Genomic DNA, 23,766 nt, shown 5'->3' with positions numbered 1-23,766 from the left:
GTGCAGCGGGAGGATATTCACATCATGGAATAGGAGTGAATGAGATGAATGACATGCAGTTATATGATTTAACAAATGCGCAGAAGCGTATATGGTATACCGAATTACTCTACCCAGATACGTCAGTGTCACAGCTTTCCGGTACAGCTAAGATGAAGGGGCATATCCATATCGCTGCCTTCATGCAGTCCATTAATTTGATTATCAAACAGTATGATGCGTTCCGCATTCGTATTACCTCAGTGGATGGAGTGCCTCAGCAGTACGTCGTTCCTTATGAAGAGAGACAGTTGGAGTGCCTGGATCTTACCCACTATGAAAGTGCATCTGAGGTGGAAGCCTTACTTGAGCAACATAAAAACAAACCCTTGCCCCTGCTGGATTCTGAGCTCTTCCAGTTTTTAATTGTGAAGATTAGCGAGGAAGAGTATTGGATTAATACCAAGATGCACCATATTATTTCTGACGGAATATCAATGGTGGTCTATGGCAATCAGCTGACAGCGTTTTACATGCAGATCATTCAAGGAAATGAACCGACGCTGAATGACGATTGCTCGTATATTCAATATATTGCAGATGAGAATGCATATGAGCTTTCTGACAGATACCAAAAGGATAAGGCATACTGGCTGGATAAATTTTCTGATTTGCCTGAGCTTACGGGTTGGAAGTCATATAATCCGTTATCTTTAAGCACCCACGCCGTTCGGGAGCATTTTACCGTACCAGAAGTGCTATATCACGAGCTGCAAGCGTTTTGCCAACAGAACAGGATTTCTTTGTTCCAGTTCTTCATGGGTGCGATGTATATCTACATACACAAAATGACGAATCAGCCGGATGTGGTGATTGGAACTTCGTTCGCTAACCGGGGGAACAAAAAAGAGAAGCAAAAGATAGGTATGTTCGTCAGCACCGCTGCTGCCAGAACATACATCAAAAAGGATATGGATGTGTTGAGCTTCCTGCAGGATGTAGCCAGAGATCAGATGTCAGTCCTGCGGCATCAGAAATATCCATACAATCAGTTAATTCAGGATCTTAGAGAAATGCATGGTAACAAGGATATTCAGCGGCTTTTTGGCGTTTCAATGGAATATCGTCTTATCAATTGGGTTGATTTGGATGATGTGCGTATTTTGACGGATTATGATTTCTGCGGGGACGAAGTGAACGATTTCGTGCTTCATATCGTGGAGATCCTGGATGAAGGCGAACTGGTACTGGATGTCGATTATCGGACGGAGCTGTTTGAACGCAGTGAAGTTAAGGACATGGTTTCCCAGTTGCTTACGATCGCCGAGCAGATCATTCATTCACCTCAGCTTTCTATCGCAGAGGTAAACTTATTGGGCGAACCAGAAGAGCAATCCATTTTGGCTCTTTCGGAAGGCGCTGCAGTCGATTATCCACGTGAGAAGACCATACATGGCTTATTCGAGGAACAAGCCGAGCGCACGCCAGATCACGTAGCCGTTCAGATGGACGAGCAGAGCATTACATACCTAGCTCTAAACGAGCGGGCTAACCAACTTGCGAGATATTTGCGCTCCGAGGGAGTAGGAGCAGATACGCTCGTAGGGATTATGGCTGACCGTTCCTTGGAGATGGTCATCGGCATGTTGGCCATTTTGAAAGCAGGTGGTGCCTATGTACCGATTGACCCCGATTATCCCGAAGAACGTATCCATTATATGCTGGAGGATTCAGGTGTCCGTCTGTTGCTCACCCAAAGTCATCTATGGGAGAGCAACACTTTTGACGGAAAGCTTGTGAGTCTGGACGAAGCTGCAACGTATACAGGAGATGCTTCCAATCTGGAGAGCATTTCGGGACCAAGCCATCTAGCCTATGTTATCTACACGTCGGGTACGACCGGCAAGCCGAAGGGCACACTGATTGAACACAAAAATGTAGTTCGACTGCTCTTTAACGATAAAAATTTATTTGATTTCAACTCTCAGGATACGTGGACGCTGTTCCATTCGTTCTGCTTCGATTTCTCTGTTTGGGAGATGTACGGAGCGCTTCTTTACGGAGGGAAATTGGTGATTGTTCCATCTCTCACAGCCAAGAGCCCAGCAGCTTTCCTGGAGTTGTTGAAAGACAACCAAGTCACCATTTTAAATCAGACGCCGACGTATTTTTATCAGGTGCTACAGGAAGAATTAACGCACTCTTCGACAGAGCTTGGCCTTAGAAAAATCATTTTTGGTGGAGAGGCCTTAAGTCCGTCTCTTCTGAGAAACTGGCGGGTCAAGTATCCTGATGTGCAGCTGATTAATATGTACGGAATTACGGAAACAACGGTCCATGTCACCTACAAGGAAATCACGGAACGTGAGATTGAAGCGGGGAAAAGCAATATTGGCACAACAATCCCCACACTTAGCGCTTACATTCTCGATGAGCAAAGACGCCTGCAGCCTGTTGGGGTTCCGGGAGAGCTATACATTGCGGGGGACGGTCTTGCCCGTGGGTATTTGAATCGGCCGGATTTGACGTCTGAGAAATTCGTTGAGCATCCGTATCGGGCGGGAGAGCGGCTGTACCGAACTGGGGATCTTGCTCGTTGGTTGCCTGATGGCAATATTGAATATTTGGGGCGGATCGACCATCAGGTCAAAATTCGCGGCTACCGAATTGAGCTTGGCGAGGTAGAAGCCCAAATTCTCAAGGCTCCGAACGTACGGGAAACGATTGTCCTCGCACGGGAAGACGAACAGGGCCAAAAATTGCTGTGCGCCTACTATGTAGCCTCCAGTGATCTTTCGCCGGGGGAATTGCGGTCTCAGCTGGCGGCGGAACTCCCCGCTTACATGATTCCTTCTTATTTTGTCCGGCTGGAGCAAATGCCGCTTACGCCAAATGGCAAACTGGATCGCCGTGCGTTGCCGGCTCCTGAAAGCAGCGTACAATCCGGCGAGGCTTATTTGGCTCCGAGAACTGCTGTGGAAGCTCAGATGGTACTCATCTGGCAAGATATCTTGGGAGTTGCCCGCGTCGGTGTCAGAGATAATTTCTTTGAAATTGGGGGTCACTCTTTGCGGGCAACAGTGCTCGTTTCACGGATTCACAAAGAATTGGGATGTAGCATTTCGCTGCGTGAGGTGTTTCAGTCACCTACGGTCGAATCCTTGGCGCAACTTGTGAAAAAACACATTCCGACCCTGTACGAATCCATCCCAAGGGCAGCGGAAAGCGAAGCTTACCCAGTGTCCTCAGCGCAAAAGCGGTTATACGTGCTGAGACAGATGGACGGGGGAGAGCTCAGCTACAATATGCCAGGGGCCTTCACAGTGGATGGACCATTGGATCGCACTCGGCTGGAGTCCGCGTTCCAGGCACTGATCCAGCGTCATGAATCCCTGAGAACCGGCTTTTATATGCAGGATGGAGAGCTTGTTCAGCGTGTGCATAGGAATGTGCCGTTCGCGTTGAACTACACAGAGGCTTCTGTGGAGGAGACGGATACGCTCATTCACAGCTTTATTCGTGCCTTTGATCTGAGCCAGGCTCCATTACTGCGTGTTAGCTTGGTGAAGCTCCAGGAGGAGCGTCATCTGTTGCTGTTTGATATGCATCACATCATTTCAGATGGGGTTTCTATTCAAATATTGATAGAGGAACTTACTCATTTGTATCAAGGAGAACAGCTACCAGAGCTGCACATCCAGTACAAGGATTATGCCGTATGGCAACGGGAACAGTCAGAGAACCAATGGCAAGATCTTGAGGAATATTGGCTGCAAGCCTTTGAAGGGGAGTTGCCGATATTGGATTTGCCTACAGACTTCCAACGACCTTCGGTTCGGAGCTTCGAGGGTAGCCGAATTGATTTTACATTGGATGAGTCTGGAAATAAGGCGATACAAGAGCTTGCATCCCGTACAGGTACTACACTGTATATGGTATTGCTGGCCGCTTATTCGGTACTACTGCACAAATATACAGGACAGGAGGACATCGTCGTAGGTTCTCCAGTGGCCGGAAGACCGCAGGCTGAGCTTGAGGGCATTATCGGAATGTTTGTCAACACACTGGCCTTGCGCAGCTACCCGGCAGGAGATAAAACCTTTCAGGATTATCTTCTGGAAATCAAGGAAACAGCGCTCAAGGCGTTTGAGCATCAGGATTACCCTTTTGAAAAATTGGTCGAAAAGCTGGGCGTAGGACGTGATGTCAGCCGCAATCCGCTCTTTGACACCCTATTGGTATTACAAAATACCGAGCAGGAAGAGCAGGAAATGGACGGAGTGCACTTTACTCCTTACTTGATGGACACCGTCACAGCCAAATTTGACCTGTCCCTCAATGTAGAGGAGAAGGAGTCAAAATTAGCCTTTGGCCTCGAGTATAGTACGGCTTTATATCGACGTGAAAGTGTAGAGCGACTTGCAACGCACTTGCTTCGGGTTCTGCACGCAGTCTCAGCCAATCCTCAGTTGCAACTGGCCGAGATAGAAATGATCACACCGGAGGAGAAAGTACAGATCGTTGAAGTGTTTAACGCGACATCGGCTCCTTATCCAAGGGACAAGACCATTCATGAGCTGTTCGCAGAACAAGTCAAGCGTACACCGGAGCAGACGGCGCTTGTATTCGGCGATGTCCAGCTAACGTACCTTGAATTGGAAGATAAGGCGAGCCGACTGGCCCAAACACTGCGTCGTTTGGGAACGTTGAGGGAGCAACCTGTGGCCGTAATGGGCGGACGAAGCATCGAGATGGTCATTGGTATGCTCGCGGTGCTTCAGGCAGGTGGAGCCTATGTGCCGATCGATCCTGATTACCCGGAAGATCGGGTTCGTTATATGCTTGATGATTCCGACGCCAAGCTATTATTGGTGCAAAAGGGCGAGCTTATAAGTGTAGACTACGGTATACCAATTGTCGATCTTAGCAGTGAAGAGGCTTATGCTGCTGAACCTGCCCAGCCGGAGACGGCTCAGGGATCGCAGGGGCTTGCTTATGTCATCTATACATCGGGTACGACGGGTAGACCGAAGGGCGTTATGGTTGAACACCGGAACGTGGTCCGTCTGGTCAAAGAGACCAACTATGTGGAGCTGAATGAATCCACACGAATTTTGCAAACAGGAGCCGTGGCCTTTGATGCTTCTACATTTGAGATATGGGGAGCGTTGCTTAACGGTGGGCAGCTCTATTTTGTAGAGAATGACGACATTCTGATTGCTGATAGGCTCAAAGCGGCTATTGCCAAGTACGGGATTACGACATTGTGGCTTACTTCACCGCTTTTCAATCAGCTTTCCCTGCAGGATGAGTACCTGTTCAGAGGGCTAAAAGCATTGTTAGTCGGTGGTGACGTACTGTCCCTATCTCATATGAACCGTGTAATCGAGGCTAATCCTGATCTTGTCCCTATCAATTGCTATGGTCCGACAGAGAATACGACCTTCTCCACCACCTACAAGATTCCGGGTCGTGCCGAAGGGGGTGTGCCGATTGGTCGCCCAATTAGTAATTCGACCGCTTATGTGGTCAATGGATCGCTGCAATTACAGCCTATTGGTGCTTGGGGTGAACTCATTGTCGGCGGTGAAGGTGTAGCGCGCGGATATCTCAATCGTCCTGATCTCACAGCAGAGAAATTTGTTCCTAGTCCTGTGAAGGACGGAGAACCCTGCTACCGAACTGGGGATTTGGTACGCTGGCTTCCAGATGGTAATCTGGAATTTAAAGGAAGAATCGATGAACAGGTTAAAATACGCGGTTACCGCATCGAACTCCCTGAAATCGAGGCCCAACTGGCCAAGGTGGAGTCAGTAATCGACGCCGTAGTGGTCGTTCGCGCGGATGAGCTTGGAGAGAAGCAGCTTTGCGCTTATTATGTGGCGGATCGCATGCTCACCGCAGGAGAAGTGCGTCTTGCTCTATCGCAGGTACTTCCGAGTTATATGATCCCGTCCTATTTTGTGCAGTTGGATCGTATGCCATTAACGTCGAACGGAAAAGTGGACCGCAGATCTCTGCCGGCTCCTCAAGTGGGTGCGCATACGGGACGGAAGTATACGGCTCCCCGTACACCGGCGGAAGAAGCCTTGGCGTCTGTTTGGCAAGGTGTGCTGGGTGCCGAACAGGTGGGTATCCATGACAATTTCTTTGAATTGGGCGGAGACTCCATAAAGGCCATTCAGGTGTCGTCACGGTTATTGCAGGCCGGCTATCGGTTAGAGATGAAGCAGCTGTTCAAATCGCCAACCATTGCCGAGCTAGGCGCGGAAATACAAATGGCTGTGCATATGGCTGAACAGGGAGTTGTGCGTGGAGCGACTCGCTTGACTCCAGTCCAACAGTGGTTCTTTGGACGGAAGCAGGCAGAGCCTCATCACTTCAATCAAGCGGTTATGCTGTATCGTGAACAGGGATTTGAGGAAAAGGCCTTGCATCGGGTGCTGAGAAAACTCGCTGAGCATCATGACGCCCTTCGCATGGTTTTTCGTCAGACAGAGCATGGCTACGAGGCTTGGAATCGTGATCTTGAAGAAGGAGAGCTATATAGCCTGTTCACCGCTGATTTACGGAATGAATCCGATCCGGTTGCAGCCATTGCAACGCTGTCGGATGACATTCAGCGCAGTATCAATCTGGCAGAAGGTCCGCTGCTGAAGTTAGGACTTTTCCATTGTCAGGATGGAGACCACCTTCTGATCGTGATCCACCATTTGGTGGTGGACGGAGTATCCTGGCGGATTTTGTTCGAGGATATTGCAGCAGGCTATGAGCAGGTGATTCAAGGACAAGCGCTGGTATTCCCGCAGAAGACGGATTCCTTCCGTGACTGGGGAGACGCCCTTGCTCGTTATTCGGAAGGTCCTGAAATGGAGACTCATCGGGCGTATTGGAGAGAGCTGGAGGATCAGCCACTCGAACAGTTGCCGAAGGATGAGACTGTGGAAAGCCTTCTATTACAGGATAGCAAAGTGGTAACAGCACAATGGACTATAGAAGAAACCGACCAATTGTTGAGAAAAGCCCATCGTGCTTATCAAACAGAGACGAACGATCTGCTATTGACCGCTCTGGGCATGGCGGTATCCAAATGGTCTGGCATCGGAAAGGTTGCTGTGAATCTGGAAGGACACGGTCGTGAGCCGATTATACCGAATATCGACATCACCCGTACCGTTGGGTGGTTTACAAGTCAATATCCGGTGATTTTAGACCTGGGGGATAACCCGGAAGTGGCCTCCTTGATCAAGTCTGTGAAAGAAGGGCTGCGCCGAATTCCGAACAAAGGTATTGGCTATGGGTTGCTCAAAACGATGGCAAGTCAGTTGAATGTAGACAGCTTCAGCTTGCAGCCTGAGATTTCTTTTAACTATCTAGGGCAATTTGATCAGGATTTGCAAGGAAGCTCGTTGCAGATTTCGCCTTATCCAACTGGAAGCGCGCAAAGCTCGTTGGAGGAACCGGCCTATACGCTAGATATCAATGGCATGGTGACGGACGGGGCACTTTCTCTGACGATTACTTATAACGGAAAACAGTATAAGTCATCTACGATGGAACAGCTCGCTGGATATATTGAAGAAAGCCTGCGAGAGCTTCTCCATCATTGCGTAACTCAAGAGAGAGCGGTATTGACACCAAGCGACGTGCTTGCGAAAGGGCTGAGTATTGCCGATTTGGAAGAGCTTTCTAAGCAAACCAGCCACATAGGCGATATTGAGAATGTATACAGTCTGACACCGATGCAGAAGGGCATGCTGTTCCATGATATGTTTGAGCCGCATACAGGTGCCTATTTTGAGCAGGCTGCCTTTGACTTTAAGGGTAGCTTTGATCCGAATGCCTTCGGACACAGTCTGGATGCAGTGGTGGAGCGTCATGCCATCCTGCGCACGAACTTTTATAGCGGATGGGGCAGCGAGCCGTTGCAGGTTGTATTTCGGCACAGAGGCGCTAAATTGGTGTATGAAGACCTGCGGGAGATGAATGCATCGCAGCGCGAAGCTTACCTGAAGACATTTGGTGCTAAGGACAAAGCACTGGGCTTCAACCTGGCTGAAGACGAGCTTCTCCGTGTATCGATTTTACAAACCGATGAAGAGAGCTTCCGTCTCTTATGGAGCTTTCACCACATCGTCATGGATGGGTGGTGTGTTCCGTTAATTACGCAGGAGGTATTTGAACACTATTTTGCCCTCCTGGAAGGAAGAGAGCCGCAGCTGGCAGAGGTTCATCCGTACAGTCGATATATCGAATGGCTGGAACAGCAGGATGAAGCAGTTGCGTCCAACTATTGGAACCGATATCTGGCCGGTTACGAGCAGCAGACGCTTCTACCTCAAGTCGGTGGAGCAAGTAAGGGAGAAGGCTATGTAGCAGAAAAGCTGAATTATCCTCTCAGTAGGGTATTGACTGAGCGCCTTGAAAAGGTGGCCAGGGATGCTCATGTCACGGTGAATATATTGCTGCAGTCTATCTGGGGTATTGCGCTTCAACGCTATAACGGTAGCCGGGATGTCGTGTACGGAAGTGTAGTATCAGGCAGACCAGCAGAAATTCCGGGCATTGATCGGATGATCGGTTTGTTCATCAATACAATTCCCGTTCGTGTGAAGACGGAAGAAAATCTCCCCTTCACAGTTCTGATGAAGCAGCAGCAGGAACAATATATGGCTTCTCATATGTATGACACCTACCCGCTGTTTGAGATTCAGGCTCAGACCGATCAGAAGCAGGATCTAATCTCACATATTATGGTATTTGAGAACTATCCTGTTGAGGAGGAGGTAGAGCGTCTGGGTGGTGGCGAGGCTGCCTTTGAGATTGAGGAGGCGGAGCTTCTTGAGCAAACGAATTACGATTTTAATTTAATTGTCCTCCCTGGCGAAGAGATGAGATTGCTGTTCCAGTACAATGCACTTGTTTATGATCAAGTGACGATTGAGCAAATCAAGGGACATCTGGTTCACCTCATGGAACAAATTGTAGAGAATCCTGCCATTTCCGTGGATGCTCTAGAATTGGTCACGCCGCAGGAGAGAGAACAGATTCTGAACGTATGGGGAAATACGAAAGCCATTTACGACGAGCACTGTAACACGTTCCACGGGCTGTTGGAGGAACAGGCGGGACGAACGCCGGATGCGACTGCCATTTGGTTCGAAGACAAGAGTCTGACCTATGCCGAGCTCAATGCAAAAGCCAATGGACTGGCGAGAAGACTCCGTACTCAGGGAATCAAGACGGGAGATCTGGTGGGACTGATTGCTGAACGATCGCTCGAAATGATCGTTGGAATCTACGGCATTATGAAAGCCGGGGGTGCCTATGTTCCAATCGATCCAGAGTATCCGAAAGAACGAATCAGTTACATGCTTGAAGATTCCGGGGCGAAGCTGATTCTTACACAGGCCCATCTCTTGGAGCATCTCGGATGGACGGAAAATATTTTGATGCTGGATGAATCATCGTCCTATGATGCCGACACCTCGAATTTGGAGGATATTGCTGGCCCGGATGATCTGGCTTACGTGATCTACACTTCAGGTACGACGGGTCAGCCTAAGGGCGTATTAGTCGAGCATCGGGGACTATCAAATCTTTCAGACGTATATGGGGCACACTTCGAGTTTACACCGCAGGATCGGATCGTCCAGTTTGCAAGTCTGTCGTTTGATGCATCGGTTTCGGAAATTTTAACGGCGCTGAGCCACGGGGGTGTTCTGTGCATCCCTTCTACACAAGATATTTTAGATCATGCCCTGTTCGAGCAGTTCATGAACGATAAGGGAATTACGGTAGCGACTTTGCCACCCGCTTACGCTATCCACCTTGACCCGGAGCGTCTGCCAACACTGCGGTGCCTGCTAACCGCTGGATCGGCCGCATCGGTCGAGATGATCGAAGAGTGGAGGAAGCATGTACGTTACTCTAATGGCTATGGCCCAACGGAGGACTCCGTATGCACCACAATCTGGTCTGTCCCGGACAGTGAGGAAGCAACGGATATTGTATCTATTGGACGACCTATTGCTAACCATAGTGTGTACATCTTGGATGACCATTTTAGATTGCAGCCTGTCGGTGTAGCTGGAGAGCTATGCATTTCGAGTATCGGATTAGCACGGGGGTATCATAACCGGCCTGAGTTAATGGATGAGAAGTTCGTGGACAACCCGTTTGCTCCAGGAGAGCGTATGTATCGGACGGGTGACCTGGTTCGCTGGTTACCGAATGGAACCATCGAGTACTTAGGTCGAATAGATCACCAAGTCAAAATTCGCGGCTATCGAATCGAGTTGGGTGAGGTCGAAGCACAAATGCTCAGAGTGCCGTCCGTTCAGGAAGTCGTAGCCATGGCTGTAGAGGGCGATGACGGCTACAAAGATCTAGTCGCTTATTTCGTAGCCGCTCAGAAACTTGAGGTATCCGAGCTTCGGGCTGTTCTGTCGGAGATGTTACCTGGATATATGATTCCTTCCCGCTTTATGCAACTGGAGGACATGCCTCTGACGTCGAACGGAAAAATCGATCGAAAAGCGCTGCAGGGCGAGCGTGGATGGGCAGCTGCTTCATCTGAGGCTCCAAATACACCTGTGGAAATCCAATTAGCCGAAATCTGGCAAGAGGTGCTGGGTGTAGAGAACGCGGGAGTGAAGGATAATTTCTTCCATTTTGGAGGTCACTCACTGCGTGCAGCCCTGCTAGTCTCACGAATTCGCAAGGAAATGAATCGCGAGATTAGTCTGAGAGCAGTGTTCGAGTCTCCTACTATTGAAGGATTGGCTCGTGCCATTGAGGGCTATACACCGCTGAATTTCGAAGAAATTCCTACAGCGGGAGCGAGAGAGCATTATCCATTGTCCTCGGCCCAAAAACGACTGTTTATTCTAAGTCAGCTGGAAGGTGGAGAGCTGAGCTACAATATGCCGGGTATCCTTACGGTTGAGGGAGCCTTGGATCGGGAACGGCTGGAGCAGGCATTCCGTCGTCTGATTCATCGTCATGGTTCGCTGCGTACTCGTTTTGTGACCGTGAACGGTGAACCTGTACAGCAGCTCCTGACGGATGTTCCGTTTACTGTGGAATATGCGGAGTTGAGCGAGGAAGAGGCAGGAGCTACCCTTCAGCAGTTTGTCCGTCCTTTTGATTTAGGTGTAGCTCCATTGCTGCGGGTCGGCCTTATTCGAATTGCACATGAGCGCCATTTACTATTGTTTGACATGCATCATATTGTCTCAGATGGGGTTTCTATGAATATTCTCATAGAAGAGTTTCTCCGCTTCTACCAAGAGGAGGACGTATTCCCTGCGCTACAGATCCAGTACACAGACTATGCTGTATGGCAGCAAGAGCAGCTCGGAAGCGAGCGTCTTAAGGCCCAGGAAGCTTACTGGCTGGATGCTTTCCGCGGAAGCTTGCCAGTGCTGGATTTGCCGGGAGATGAAGTTCGTCCTGCGGTGCGAAGCTTTGCGGGCGATCGAATCGACTTCCAAATTGATTCTTCTCTGAGTGCTTCACTTCAGGAGCTGGCTACCCGGACGGGTTCTACTCTGTTCATGGTACTGCTGGCAGCCTATACAGCGCTCTTGCACAAGTACACAGGTCAGGAAGATGTCATTGTCGGTTCACCTGTGGCAGGAAGATCCCATGCGACACTCGAAGGCCTCATCGGTATGTTCGTCGGCACAGTGGCGCTGCGTACTTATCCGGAAGGAGAAAAGCCTTTCGAGGCTTATCTGCAGGAAGTGAAGGAAACAGCGCTACGGGCCTATGAAAACCAAGATTACCCGTTCGAGGAGCTGGTAGAAAAGCTGGAGCTTCAGCGTGATTTGAGCCGTAATCCGCTATTTGATACCATGTTTGTCCTGCAAAATATCGAGCAGGGAGAACAAGAAATAGAGGGATTGCGCTTCACCCCTTACGATAATGTACATCCGGCTGCCAAGTTCGATCTCACGCTGACCGTGAGTGAAGCAGACGGGGCATTGAACTGCACGCTTGAGTACGCGACTGCGATCTACAAGCAAGAGACTGCTGAACGGATGGCAGGCCACTTTGTACAGCTTATTCGGGAAGCAACCGCCAATCTGGCGATGCCGTTGTCATCCCTTGATATCGTGACACCTCAGGAAAAATCAAAGCTGATGCAGGAGTCGGCCGAAGCCAGAGCAGATTATCCTCGTGACAAGACGATTCATGCGTTGTTCGAGGAACAAGCTGCTCGTACTCCGAATGCAGTAGCAGTCGTATGTGAAGAGGCAACCCTGTCCTACAGCGAGCTGAACGAACGGGCAAACAGACTTGCCAGAACGCTCCGCGAGCGTGGGCTCCAACCAGATGGTTTGGCTGGAATCATGGCGGATCGTTCCCTTGAAATGGTGGTCGGGATTTTAGCCATCTTGAAGGCAGGCGGGGCCTATGTCCCTGTAGACCCTGAGTATCCAGAGGACCGCATTCGCTTTATGCTGGAGGATTCAGGAGCCAAGCTACTGCTGACACAAGCGCATCTGGAGAAACGCGTCTCCTTCGCCGGGGACATCATCAATCTGGACGAGACGGCTTCCTACAAGGAAGATATCTCAAACCTGAAGCCTGCAGCCGGACCGGAGCATCTTGCCTACGTCATCTACACATCGGGTACGACAGGCAAGCCAAAGGGAACGCTGATCGAGCACAAAAATGTAGTTCGCTTGCTCTTTAATGATAAAAATATGTTTGATTTCGGTCCTCAGGATACGTGGACACTGTTCCATTCATTCTGTTTTGACTTCTCTGTATGGGAAATGTACGGAGCATTGCTGAACGGAGGACGGTTGGTCATCGTTCCATCGCTTACCGCGAAGAGTCCAGATCGTTTCTTGCAATTGCTTAAGGATCAGAAGGTTACCGTTTTGAACCAGACACCGACGTACTTCTATCAGTTGCTACAGGAAGAGCTCGGTCATCAGGCGGCAGAACTGAGCCTCCGTATGATTATCTTCGGTGGAGAGGCATTAAGCCCGGCCTTGCTCAAGGACTGGAGAACGAAGTATCCACAAGTGCAGCTCATCAACATGTACGGCATTACCGAAACGACCGTACATGTAACATACAAGGAAATTACAGAGCTGGAAATTGAACAGGGCCGCAGCAATATCGGCACCACGATTCCGACGCTGCGAGCGTACATTTTGGATGAACAACGCCGTCCACAGCCGATTGGCATTCCGGGTGAACTCTATGTGGCGGGCGTAGGCCTGGCGCGAGGCTATCTGAACCGACCGGAATTGACGGAAGAGAAGTTTGTCGCTCATCCGTTTGAAGCGGGCGAGCGCATGTACCGCTCAGGTGACTTGGCACGCTGGTTGCCGGATGGCAGCATGGAGTATTTGGGACGGATTGACCATCAGGTTAAAATCCGTGGTTACCGCATCGAGCTGGGCGAGGTGGAAGCGAAGCTGCTCCATGCTCCGTCTGTAAGGGAGGCCGTTGTGCTCGCCCGGGAGGATGGAAGTGGACAAAAAGTGCTAGTCGGCTATTTCACTGCCGATCAGATGCTGACGGTAGGCGAGTTGAGAAAAGCCTTGGCTGCTGAACTGCCAGCTTATATGATTCCGTCTTACTTCATGCAATTGGAACAGATGCCATTGACGCCAAATGGCAAGCTGGATCGCAAGGCGCTTCCCGCTCCGGAGGCCAATGTGCAGACAGGAGCGGTTTATGAACCGCCAAGGACGAAGGCTGAGGAAGCTTTGGCTTCCGTATGGCAAGGTGTGCTGGGAGCGCAGCAGGTCGGCATCCATGATCATTTCTTCGATCTGGGTGGTGACTCCATCAAGGCGATCCAAGTGTCCTCGAGATTGTTCCAAGCTGGATATAAATTAGAGATGAAGGATCTCTTCAAATATCCGACAATTGCCGAGCTAAGCCCGTATCTTCAGGCAGCTGGACGTATAGCGGAACAGGGTGAAATTAAAGGTGCAGCAGAGTTAATGCCAATTCAGCGTTGGTTCTTTGAACGCCATACAGCGGAGCCGCACCATTATAATCATGCCGTCATGCTCTATCGGAAGGATGGCTTTGATGAGGCTGCACTCCGGTTGACAATGGACCAAATTGCGATTCATCATGACGCGCTGCGCATGGTTTTCCGGCCTACAGAAGCTGGATACGCAGCTTGGAATCGGGGAACGGACGAAGGCGAGCTCTACACATTGGACATTGCCGATATGCGGCAGGCGGAAGACCAGACAGCTGCGGTTCAAGCCCAAGCTGATGCCATTCAGGCAAGCTTTGACTTGGAAGGTGGCCCACTGTTCAAGCTAGGCCTGTTCCATTGTGACGATGGCGATCATTTGTTGATTGTCATTCATCACCTCTTGGTTGACGGCGTATCCTGGCGCATCCTGTTTGAAGACATTGCAGCGGGGTACGAGCAAGCATTGAATGGACAAGCAATCGTCCTTCCACAAAAGACCGATTCGTATCTTGTATGGTCTGAGCAAGCGACGAAGTATGCAGCAGGGCCTGCTCTGGACAAGGAGCGTGCATACTGGCAGCTGATCGAGGAGGCGATTTTGGCCCCACTGCCGAAGGATGAGGATCAGAAGCCGGGCACCATTCGGGATACTGAATCGGTTACGGTAACGTGGTCTGCGCAGGAAACAGACCTGCTGTTGCGACAAGCGAACCGGGCGTATCATACGGAGACGAATGATTTGCTCTTGACTGCTCTGGGGGCAGCCGTTCAGCGCTGGACAGGCATGGAGCGGATTTTGGTCAATCTTGAAGGGCATGGACGGGAAATGATCGTATCAGACCTGGATATTACCCGTACCGTGGGCTGGTTCACAACCCAGTATCCGGTTCTGCTGAACCTGCAAGGCGGACAGGAAGTATCTGCGCGAATCAAGCGCATCAAAGAAAATTTGCGAGAGGTTCCGCACAAAGGAATCGGCTACGGTCTTCTGAAGTATATGGCACCGGAGAAAAGTGTCGGATTCGGCGCAGAGCCGGAGATTTCCTTCAATTATCTTGGGCAGTTTGATCAGGATTTGGAGGGTAATGCCCTTAGCCTATCCACATATTCAGTTGGTAAGGCGCTCAGCGATCTCACACCACAGCAATATGCTCTGGATGTGAATGGCATGATTGCCGAAGGCCAGCTATCACTGACGATTACGTACAGCAGCAGGCAGTATCGTAAGGAGACGGTGAGTCATTTTGCTGAATTATTACAGTCAAGCCTTAGTGAGGTCATCCGGCATTGTGTGGCTCAGGAGCGTTCACAGCTTACGCCAAGTGATGTTCTGTTCCAGGGATTAACATTGGAGCAGCTTGATCGACTCACGGCGCAGACGGCCCACATCGGAGAGATTGAGGATGTGTACAAGCTGACGCCAATGCAGAAGGGAATGCTGTTTCACAGCTTGCTGGAGCCGGACTCCTCTTCATACTTCGAACAGGCAACGTTTGAGCTGCGTGGCAGATTCGATGTAGATATCTTCTTCGAGAGCTTCCAGGCTTTGGTGCAACGACATGCCATACTACGTACCGGCTTTTACAACAACATTGCTGATGTACCGCTGCAAGTTGTCTATAAGCAGCGGTTAATCCCTCTGCACTACGTAGATTTGCGCGACGCATCTATGCAGGAACAAGAAGCCCGGATCAAGGCTTACACGGCTGAAGATATGGTTAAGGGATTCAGCTTGTCAGAAGATCCGCTGATGCGAGTGACCGTCTTGCAGAAGGATCAAAGCTGTCTTGTATTGTGGAGCTTCCACCATATTGTCATGGATGGCTGGTGTATCCCGATCATTACACAGGAGCTGTTCGATTATTATTCTGCCAAGAAACAGCAATTACAGCCTGTGCTGCCGCCAGCTCAGCCCTATAGCCGTTATATCGAGTGGCTTGACGCACAGGATGATCAAGAAGCTTCAACGTATTGGAGCCAATACCTCGAAGGCTATGACGGGAACACCGTATTGCCGGAAGGCAAAACGAAATCACAAGCCAAAGAAGCGGGCTATGTTCTGAATGAGCATGTTCTCCATCTGGGTGCAGCCTTGACCGGTAAAATGGATGTTGTCGCGAAGCGAAATCACGTGACCGTCAACACACTCATGCAGACAGCCTGGGGACTGATTCTTCAACGTTATAATGCCAGCTCGGATGTGGTTTTTGGCGGCGTTGTGTCGGGTAGACCTGCTGAGATTGCAGGGATCGAAAATATGGTGGGTCTGTTCATTAATACAGTACCTATCCGTGTGCAGTCATCCAAAGACGAAGCCTTTGTCGAGGTGATGAAACGTACACAGGCACAGTCATTGGCTGGTCGTGCCTACGACACCTATCCACTGTATGAGATTCAGGGGAAAACAACCCAAAAGCAGGACCTGATTTCTCATATTATGATCTTTGAAAATTACCCGCTCGACGAGCAGGTGGAGCAATCGGGTAATCAAACGGAGGACAATCTCGAAGTCGCCAACTTCACCATGTTTGAACAAACCAACTATGACTTTAACCTGGTTGTGATTCCAAGCGAGGACATCAAGGTCTGCATTCGCTACAATGCCTCGGTTTACGAGCAAGAAAGCATTGCACGAATCGGAGGGCATTTGTTGCAGATGCTCGATCAGGTGGCTGCTCGTCCGCAAGCGACGATACAGGAACTGGAGATTGTAACATCTGAGGAACGGATGAACCTGCTTGACTGGGGCGGCAAGGCCCATACCTATCCAAGTGATCAGGGTCTGCATACCTTGTTTGAAGAACAGGTTGTCCGTACGCCTGATAAGATTGCGGCTGTAAACGGGGACATCCAGATCACGTATCGGGAGCTGAACGAGCAGGCGAACAGGCTGGCCTCCACCTTGATAGCCCAGGGACTACGGAGTGAACAAGTGGTAGGTCTGTTGGCAGATCGGTCTGTAGAGCTGCTTGTCGCTATCATGGGTGTGCTCAAAGCGGGCGGAGCCTATGTGCCAATTGATCCTGAATATCCGCAGGAGCGGATTCAGTATATTCTGAAGGATTCCGGCGCTGAGATTCTGCTCACACAGAGCCACTTGACGGAGCTGGCTTCTTTTGAGGGAACGGTTATGGAATTGGATTCGCCGCACATCTACGGAACTGGGGTGGATAATCCCAATATTCCTGTTGGAGGAAACGATCTGGTGTACTTAATCTACACCTCGGGTACAACCGGAAATCCGAAGGGAACCATGATTAACCACAAAGGGATCGTAAACTACATCTGGTGGGCCAATAAGGTCTATTGTGCTGGAAAACCAACGGATTTCCCGTTGTATTCATCCATTTCCTTTGATTTGACGCTAACGTCGATCTTTACTCCATTAATTAACGGAGGAGTAGTGCGGATTTATGATGGTATAGATAAAGCGGAGGTTGTACAGCATATTTTGCGCGAAAATGCAGTGGACATTCTCAAGCTGACGCCGACTCATCTCAGTCTGATTAAAGATATGACCATCCCGGCGGAAAGTCGCATTCAGCAACTCATTGTGGGCGGAGAGAATCTGACCACACATTTGTCAAAAACCATCACAGATCTCTTTGGCGGCAACATCAAAATCTACAATGAATATGGTCCAACTGAAACGGTCGTCGGCTGCATGATTCACCTGTACGATCCGGTGAAGGATACGCGTGAATCCGTACCGATTGGATTGTCGGCAGATAATATATACATCCATATTCTAGATGATCATCTTCGTCTCGTACCGTTAGGCGTGGAGGGCGAAATGTACATCGCCGGGGATGGGGTAGCCCGTGGATATCTGAACCGTCCTGAGCTTACCGCAGATAAATTCATTAGAAATCCGTTCGCCTCGGAAGGAAATATGTATCGCACTGGGGATTTGGCTCGTCGCCTTCCTAATGGAGACATTGAGTACATTGGGCGCATTGACCATCAAGTTAAAATACGGGGCTATCGTATTGAGCTTGGTGAGATTGAGGCCAAGCTGCTGGACATTCCACTTGTCGAGGAAGCTCTCGTTGTTGCGTGGGCAGATGCTCATGGGCAGAAATCGCTGTGTGCTTACTTCGTAGCTGATCGCGAAATGTCTGTCAGCGAACTGAGAGACGAACTGTCTGCCGGACTGCCTGCATATATGATTCCGTCTTACTTCGTCCAACTGGACGTGATGCCTCTGACACCGAATGGTAAGCTGGATCGCAAGGCACTGCCTGAACCGAACTCGGGTATAAAGGCGGGAGCAGACTTTACCGCTCCGCGCACGGATGTGGAGAACATTTTGGCTTCAATCTGGCAAGGTGTACTCGGCGTGCCGCTTGTCGGCATACATGATAATTTCTTTGAGCTTGGAGGGGACTCGATCAAATCCATCCAAGTATCTTCAAGGCTTCTCCAAGCAGGCTATAAGCTTGAAATGAAGGATTTGTTCGGTTATCCGACAATTGCAGAGCTGGCACAGCGCGTTAGTGTGGTCAGCCGAATTGCCGACCAAAGCGAGGTACACGGAGCGGTAAGACTGGGACCTGCCCAGCACAGATTCTTCGATGAACAGTCGATGGATCTGCATCACTTTAATCAGTCGGTCATGTTGTACCGACGGGATGGCTTCAATACCGATGCGCTCGCCGAGGTTGTTCGGAGAATTGCAGAGCATCACGATGCATTACGACTGGTGCTCCGCCAAGGAGAGCAGGGATTGGAGGCCTGGAACCGGAGCGTGGGTGAGGGTGAGCTCTATAGTCTCCAAATCCACGATCTGCGGGATGAAACAGACCCGGATTCAGCAATAGAAGCAGGTTCGGAAGCCATTCAGCGAAGCATCTCTCTGGAGAATGGACCTCTCCTTAGACTGGGTCTGTTCCGCTGTGCGGAAGGCGAACATCTATTGATCGTTATTCATCATCTGGCTGTGGATGGCGTATCCTGGCGTATCCTCTTTGAGGACCTGCAGGAAGGCTACGAGCAGGCAGCACGTGGAGAAGCAGTCAAGCTTCCACAGAAGACGGATTCGTATCGTGCATGGGTTGAGGGAATCACACAATATGCGAATAGTCCGGCGGCTGAACAAGAACGCAGCTATTGGACAGAAGTAGAAGGAGATGGCTTTGTCCCTCTTCCAAAAGACAAGGTAGACGGCGCTCTTCTCATCAAAGACAGCGAGGCTGTCACGGTGAGATGGTCACCAGAAGAGACAGAGCAGTTCCTGAAAGAAGCGAACCGTACTTACAATACGGAGGTCAACGATCTGCTCCTGACGGCTCTGGGTATGGCTGTTCACGAGTGGACGGGAATCGAACGTGTAGGCATCCTTCTGGAGGGACATGGACGGGAGCCTGTTGTGCCAGAACTGGATATTACTCGCACAATAGGCTGGTTTACAAGTCAATACCCTGTCGCCCTTGAGATGGGAGGGGAATTGGAGATCGGCGCCAGAATCAAGCACGTCAAGGAAGGCTTGCGTCGTATCCCGAACAAAGGTGTCGGATATGGTATTTTGAAATATTTAAGCAACGGTTCCGATGTCTCCTCCTTCTCGGCTGAACCGGAGATTACCTTCAACTACTTGGGACAGTTCGACCAGGATCTTGCAGGAGGGACGATGGAAGTATCGCCTTACTCAGTAGGACCTGAGGTCAGTGAGCAGATGGTGCAGCATCAGGCATTGAACATTAATGGACTGATTGCCGAAGGACAGCTTCAACTTTCGGTCAGCTATAACCGTCATCAGTTCCACGGGGAGTCCGTGGCTAAGTTTGTTGGCATTCTGAAGAACCGTCTCAGCGAAGTCATTGGACATTGCGTAAGTAAGGAAAGAACAGAACTTACACCAAGCGATGTACTCCTCAAAGATATCAGCTTGGAAAAAATCGAGGAGTTAGAAGAGCAGACACGGCATATCGGCAGTATTGAAAATATGTATAAACTGACACCGATGCAAAAAGGAATGTTGTTCCACAGCTTGCTGGAGCCTCATTCAGAAGTCTACTTTGAGCAGGCCAAATTTGAAATTCAGGGAGTATTCTATCCAGAGGATTTCAAACGCAGCTTAAAATATCTGATGAAACGGCATGCCATATTGAGAACGAATTTCCATGCCGGGTGGGGCGATTTCCCTATTCAGATTGTGTTCAAAGAAAGAGCGTGTGACTTCGTATACGAGGATCTGCACGAGTTGGAAGCCGATGAAATTCAAGCGCGCCTTGCAGCTTATACTGCTCAGGACAAAGCAAGAGGTTTTAATCTTGCTGAAGAAGCGTTGCTGCGTGTTGCTATTCTACGTACAGCAGAAGAGGCTTACCATCTGCTGTGGAGCTCTCATCACATCATTTTGGATGGCTGGTGTATGCCGCTTGTGCTCCAGGAAGTGTTTGAGACGTATGGGGTTCTGCGTGAGCAAAGGGAGCCTGAGCTTCCTGCAGCTGTATCGTACAGCCAGTATATTCAATGGTTGGAGAAGCAAGGCGAGGAAGAGGCATCCTCTTACTGGAGAGGGTACCTGGAAGGCTACGAGCAGCAGACGAAGCTGCCACAGGCCATCACACAGCCATCGGCAAAAGCAGAAGCCTACGTGTCGGAGAAGCTGGTATTCACGTTGGATGCGGAATTGACCGATCGCCTGGAACAGGTGGCCAAACAGCATCAGGTGACGATGAATACGTTGATGCAAGCAGCCTGGGGAATCGTGTTGCAGCGCTACAATAGAAGCCAGGATATCGTCTTCGGAAGTGTAGTATCGGGAAGACCTGCCGAGATTCCGGGCATCGAAAGCATGATCGGTCTCTTCATTAATACAGTTCCGGTTCGGGTACAGGCTGAGGGAAGCGATACGTTCTCCCATGTGATGAAAAGACAGCAGGAATTATATTTGGCAGGACATGCTTATGATTCCTATCCGCTCTATGAGATTCAAGCACAGAGCGAACAAAAGCAAGATTTGATTTCTCATATTATGGTGTTCGAAAATTACCCGGTAGAAGAGCATCTGGAAGAGAAAATTGCCAGTGAAGAGGCTGAATACAAAATTACGGATGTTCAGATGTTTGAACAGACGAATTATGATTTTAACCTCATTGTGCTGCCGGGCCGTAATCTGGAGTTCTTGTACCGTTACAATGCCCGCGTCTATGATCGGGAGAGCGTGGAACGAATTCAAGGACACTTGACGAGAATTCTGACAAGCGTTTCTGTTCAACCTGCTATCCGTATTGATGAGCTGGAGCTGATCACGCCAGAAGAGAAATCGCAGATTATAGAGGTGTGGGGCGATACAGCAGCTCCTTATCCGCGTGAGCAGACCCTTCACGGTATATTTGAGGAAAAAGCAGCGCTCACACCGGATCGTACAGCACTTGTTTACGGAGAAACGGAGTTTACCTATGGAGAACTTCATCAGCAAGCGAACCGCCTTGCACGTACGCTGCGTGCCCAAGGGGTCAGACCGGACCAGCCAGTCGGCATCATGGTCGAGCGCTCGCTTGAGATGATCATTGGTATTCATGCCATTCTCAAAGCTGGCGGGGCCTATGTACCAATTGATCCGGAGTTCCCGGAAGATCGTATTCGCCACATGCTGGAGGATTCGGGGGCGAAGCTTCTGCTGACGAAGAACCATCTCAAAGATCGTTTCCCGTTCACCGACACGATCCTGGCACTTGATGATCCGCAGGCGTATCATGCGGATAGCTCGAATCTGGAGCCAATTGCGGGGCCGGAGCATCTGGCGTATATCATTTACACGTCAGGTTCAACCGGCAAGCCGAAAGGTGTAATGATTGAACATCGCGCTGCCGTCCATACGCTGAGTCAGTTGGAAGCTGAATATCCGATGTTGGCAGGCGACCGTTTCCTGCTCAAAACGACATTCACCTTTGACTTCTCCGTGCCAGAGCTGTTCTGCTGGTTCTTTGGACAGGGGACTCTCGTGATCCTGCCGCAAGGCGTGGACAAAGACCCGATGGTACTGCTAGAGGCCGTGGATACGAACCGTATCACGCATCTCAATTTGGTGCCGTCGATGCTCAGTGTGCTCGTTCAATACTTGAAAGAAAGCGGCACCCAAGGATTCCTTACTCTGAAATACCTGTTTGCCTGCGGCGAGACGCTGCCTGCCAAACTTGTGGAAGAGTATTATAAAGTATCTCCTAACGCAGTACTGGAAAACATCTACGGTCCTACGGAAGCAGCCGTATATGCGACTCGGTATACAACGAGTCTTGAGACTGCGGCTCTAACGCATGTGCCTATCGGCAAACCGTACGCTAACGTCCAAGTATGGATGATGGACAGCGCTTCTCAGGTATCACCAGTAGGTGTACCGGGAGAACTCTGCATTGCAGGCGAGGGGGTAGCGAGAGGGTACTTCAACCAGCCGGATCTGACGGCAGAGAAGTTCATCCCTCATCCGTACAAGCCGGGAGAACGGATTTACCGAACGGGCGATTTGGCCCGGTGGCTGCCAGACGGGAATATTGAGTATTTAGGGCGGATCGATCACCAGGTAAAAGTCCGGGGTTACCGCATTGAGCTGGGAGAAGTGGAAGCGCAAATTTTGAAAGTGCCATCTGTGCAGGAAGCGGTTGTTCTTGCACTGGCTGATTCCACTGGAAGTACTCAGCTTTGTGCATACTTTGTGGCCGAAGAGGGGCTTGCAGCGGGCGTACTACGCGAGGCACTGGCCAGCGAGCTGCCAAGCTACATGATTCCGACGGCCTTCGTACAGCTTGCACAAATGCCGCTGAATCCGAATGGCAAATTGGATCGCAAAGCGCTGCCGGCACCGGAAGCACTTCTGCGGAGCACAGCGGAGTATATCCCGCCGCGTACGCAGACAGAAGTAGAGCTAGCGCAGATCTGGTCCGAGGTACTCGGCGTGCAGGAAATCGGGGTCAAGGATCATTTCTTCGAGCTTGGGGGCCATTCCCTGAAAGTATTGGGATTGATCCAGAAGATCTCAACCGGCATGGGTGTTCAGCTTCCGCTCCAACTCGTGTTTAATCTTCCGACTGTTGAGCAAATGGCCCATGAAATATCCAAGCTGCGGGCAACAGCCGCTCCTGATGAAGAAGAAATGGAAATTATCCACTTCCCAGGGAAAGGAACGCTTAAAGTGTTTTGCTTCCCTCCTCGGGTAGGCTACTCTCTGGGGTACTATGAGATGGCCAAGGAGCTGGAAGGACATTGCGAGGTGTTCGGGCTAGAATTTATCGGCGATCGTTTCCAGGGTCAAGATATGCTGGATCGATACATCGATGCCATCGTGGATATTCAAGCAGAGGGCCCATATGTATTCCTGGGATACTCACTTGGAGGAAATCTCGCCTTCGAGGTAGCTAAAGCCATGGAAAGCCGAGGCCACCATGTTAGCGACCTTATTATGGTGGATGCTATGAGAAAGATGTCCAAGGATGAATCGACACCAGAGCAGCTTGAGGAGATTGTCGAGACGGTGCTGGACAGCATTGGGGACCAGTACAAATCATTCCTCGCCGATCCAGCTGACAGAGCGCGAGTCAAAGACAAAATGTTGATTTACTCCATCTACCGCAATGAGCTTATTAACGCAGGTGGAGTTCAGGCGAATATCCACGCCTTGGTTGCAGAGGACGATAGTATTGGTCCGGTGACATCATCAGATAAACTGCTATGGCAACAGGCAACGCTTGGTCAATACGAAGAGTATGGAGTCATCGGTACGCACGATGTGCTGCTTGATTCCGGTTATATCGGGGAAAATGCTAAAGTGCTGAGACAGATACTTGGCAAGGTCGCAGAGACCTCATCTAAAAACAAGCCCATTT

1 protein-coding gene (cut by a window edge) is annotated in these 23,766 nt (G+C 50.2%); it reads left to right on the top strand.

What is annotated here, in order from left to right:
• The first annotated feature begins 44 nt into the window (after window positions 1-44).
• Window positions 45-23,766, top strand: partial view of a non-ribosomal peptide synthase/polyketide synthase gene (locus tag ASL14_RS11720; RefSeq protein WP_134911708.1) — the 5' portion only. Its footprint extends 8 nt past the window's final position; only the first 23,722 of its 23,730 coding nucleotides appear in the window; its start codon is at window positions 45-47; the stop codon falls past the right edge of the window.

This window comes from Paenibacillus sp. IHB B 3084 (assembly GCF_001447315.1).
GTDB lineage: Bacteria > Bacillota > Bacilli > Paenibacillales > Paenibacillaceae > Paenibacillus.
The sequence above is the reverse complement of the archived record's forward strand: the minus strand, read 5'-3'. Positions and strand labels throughout refer to the sequence as shown.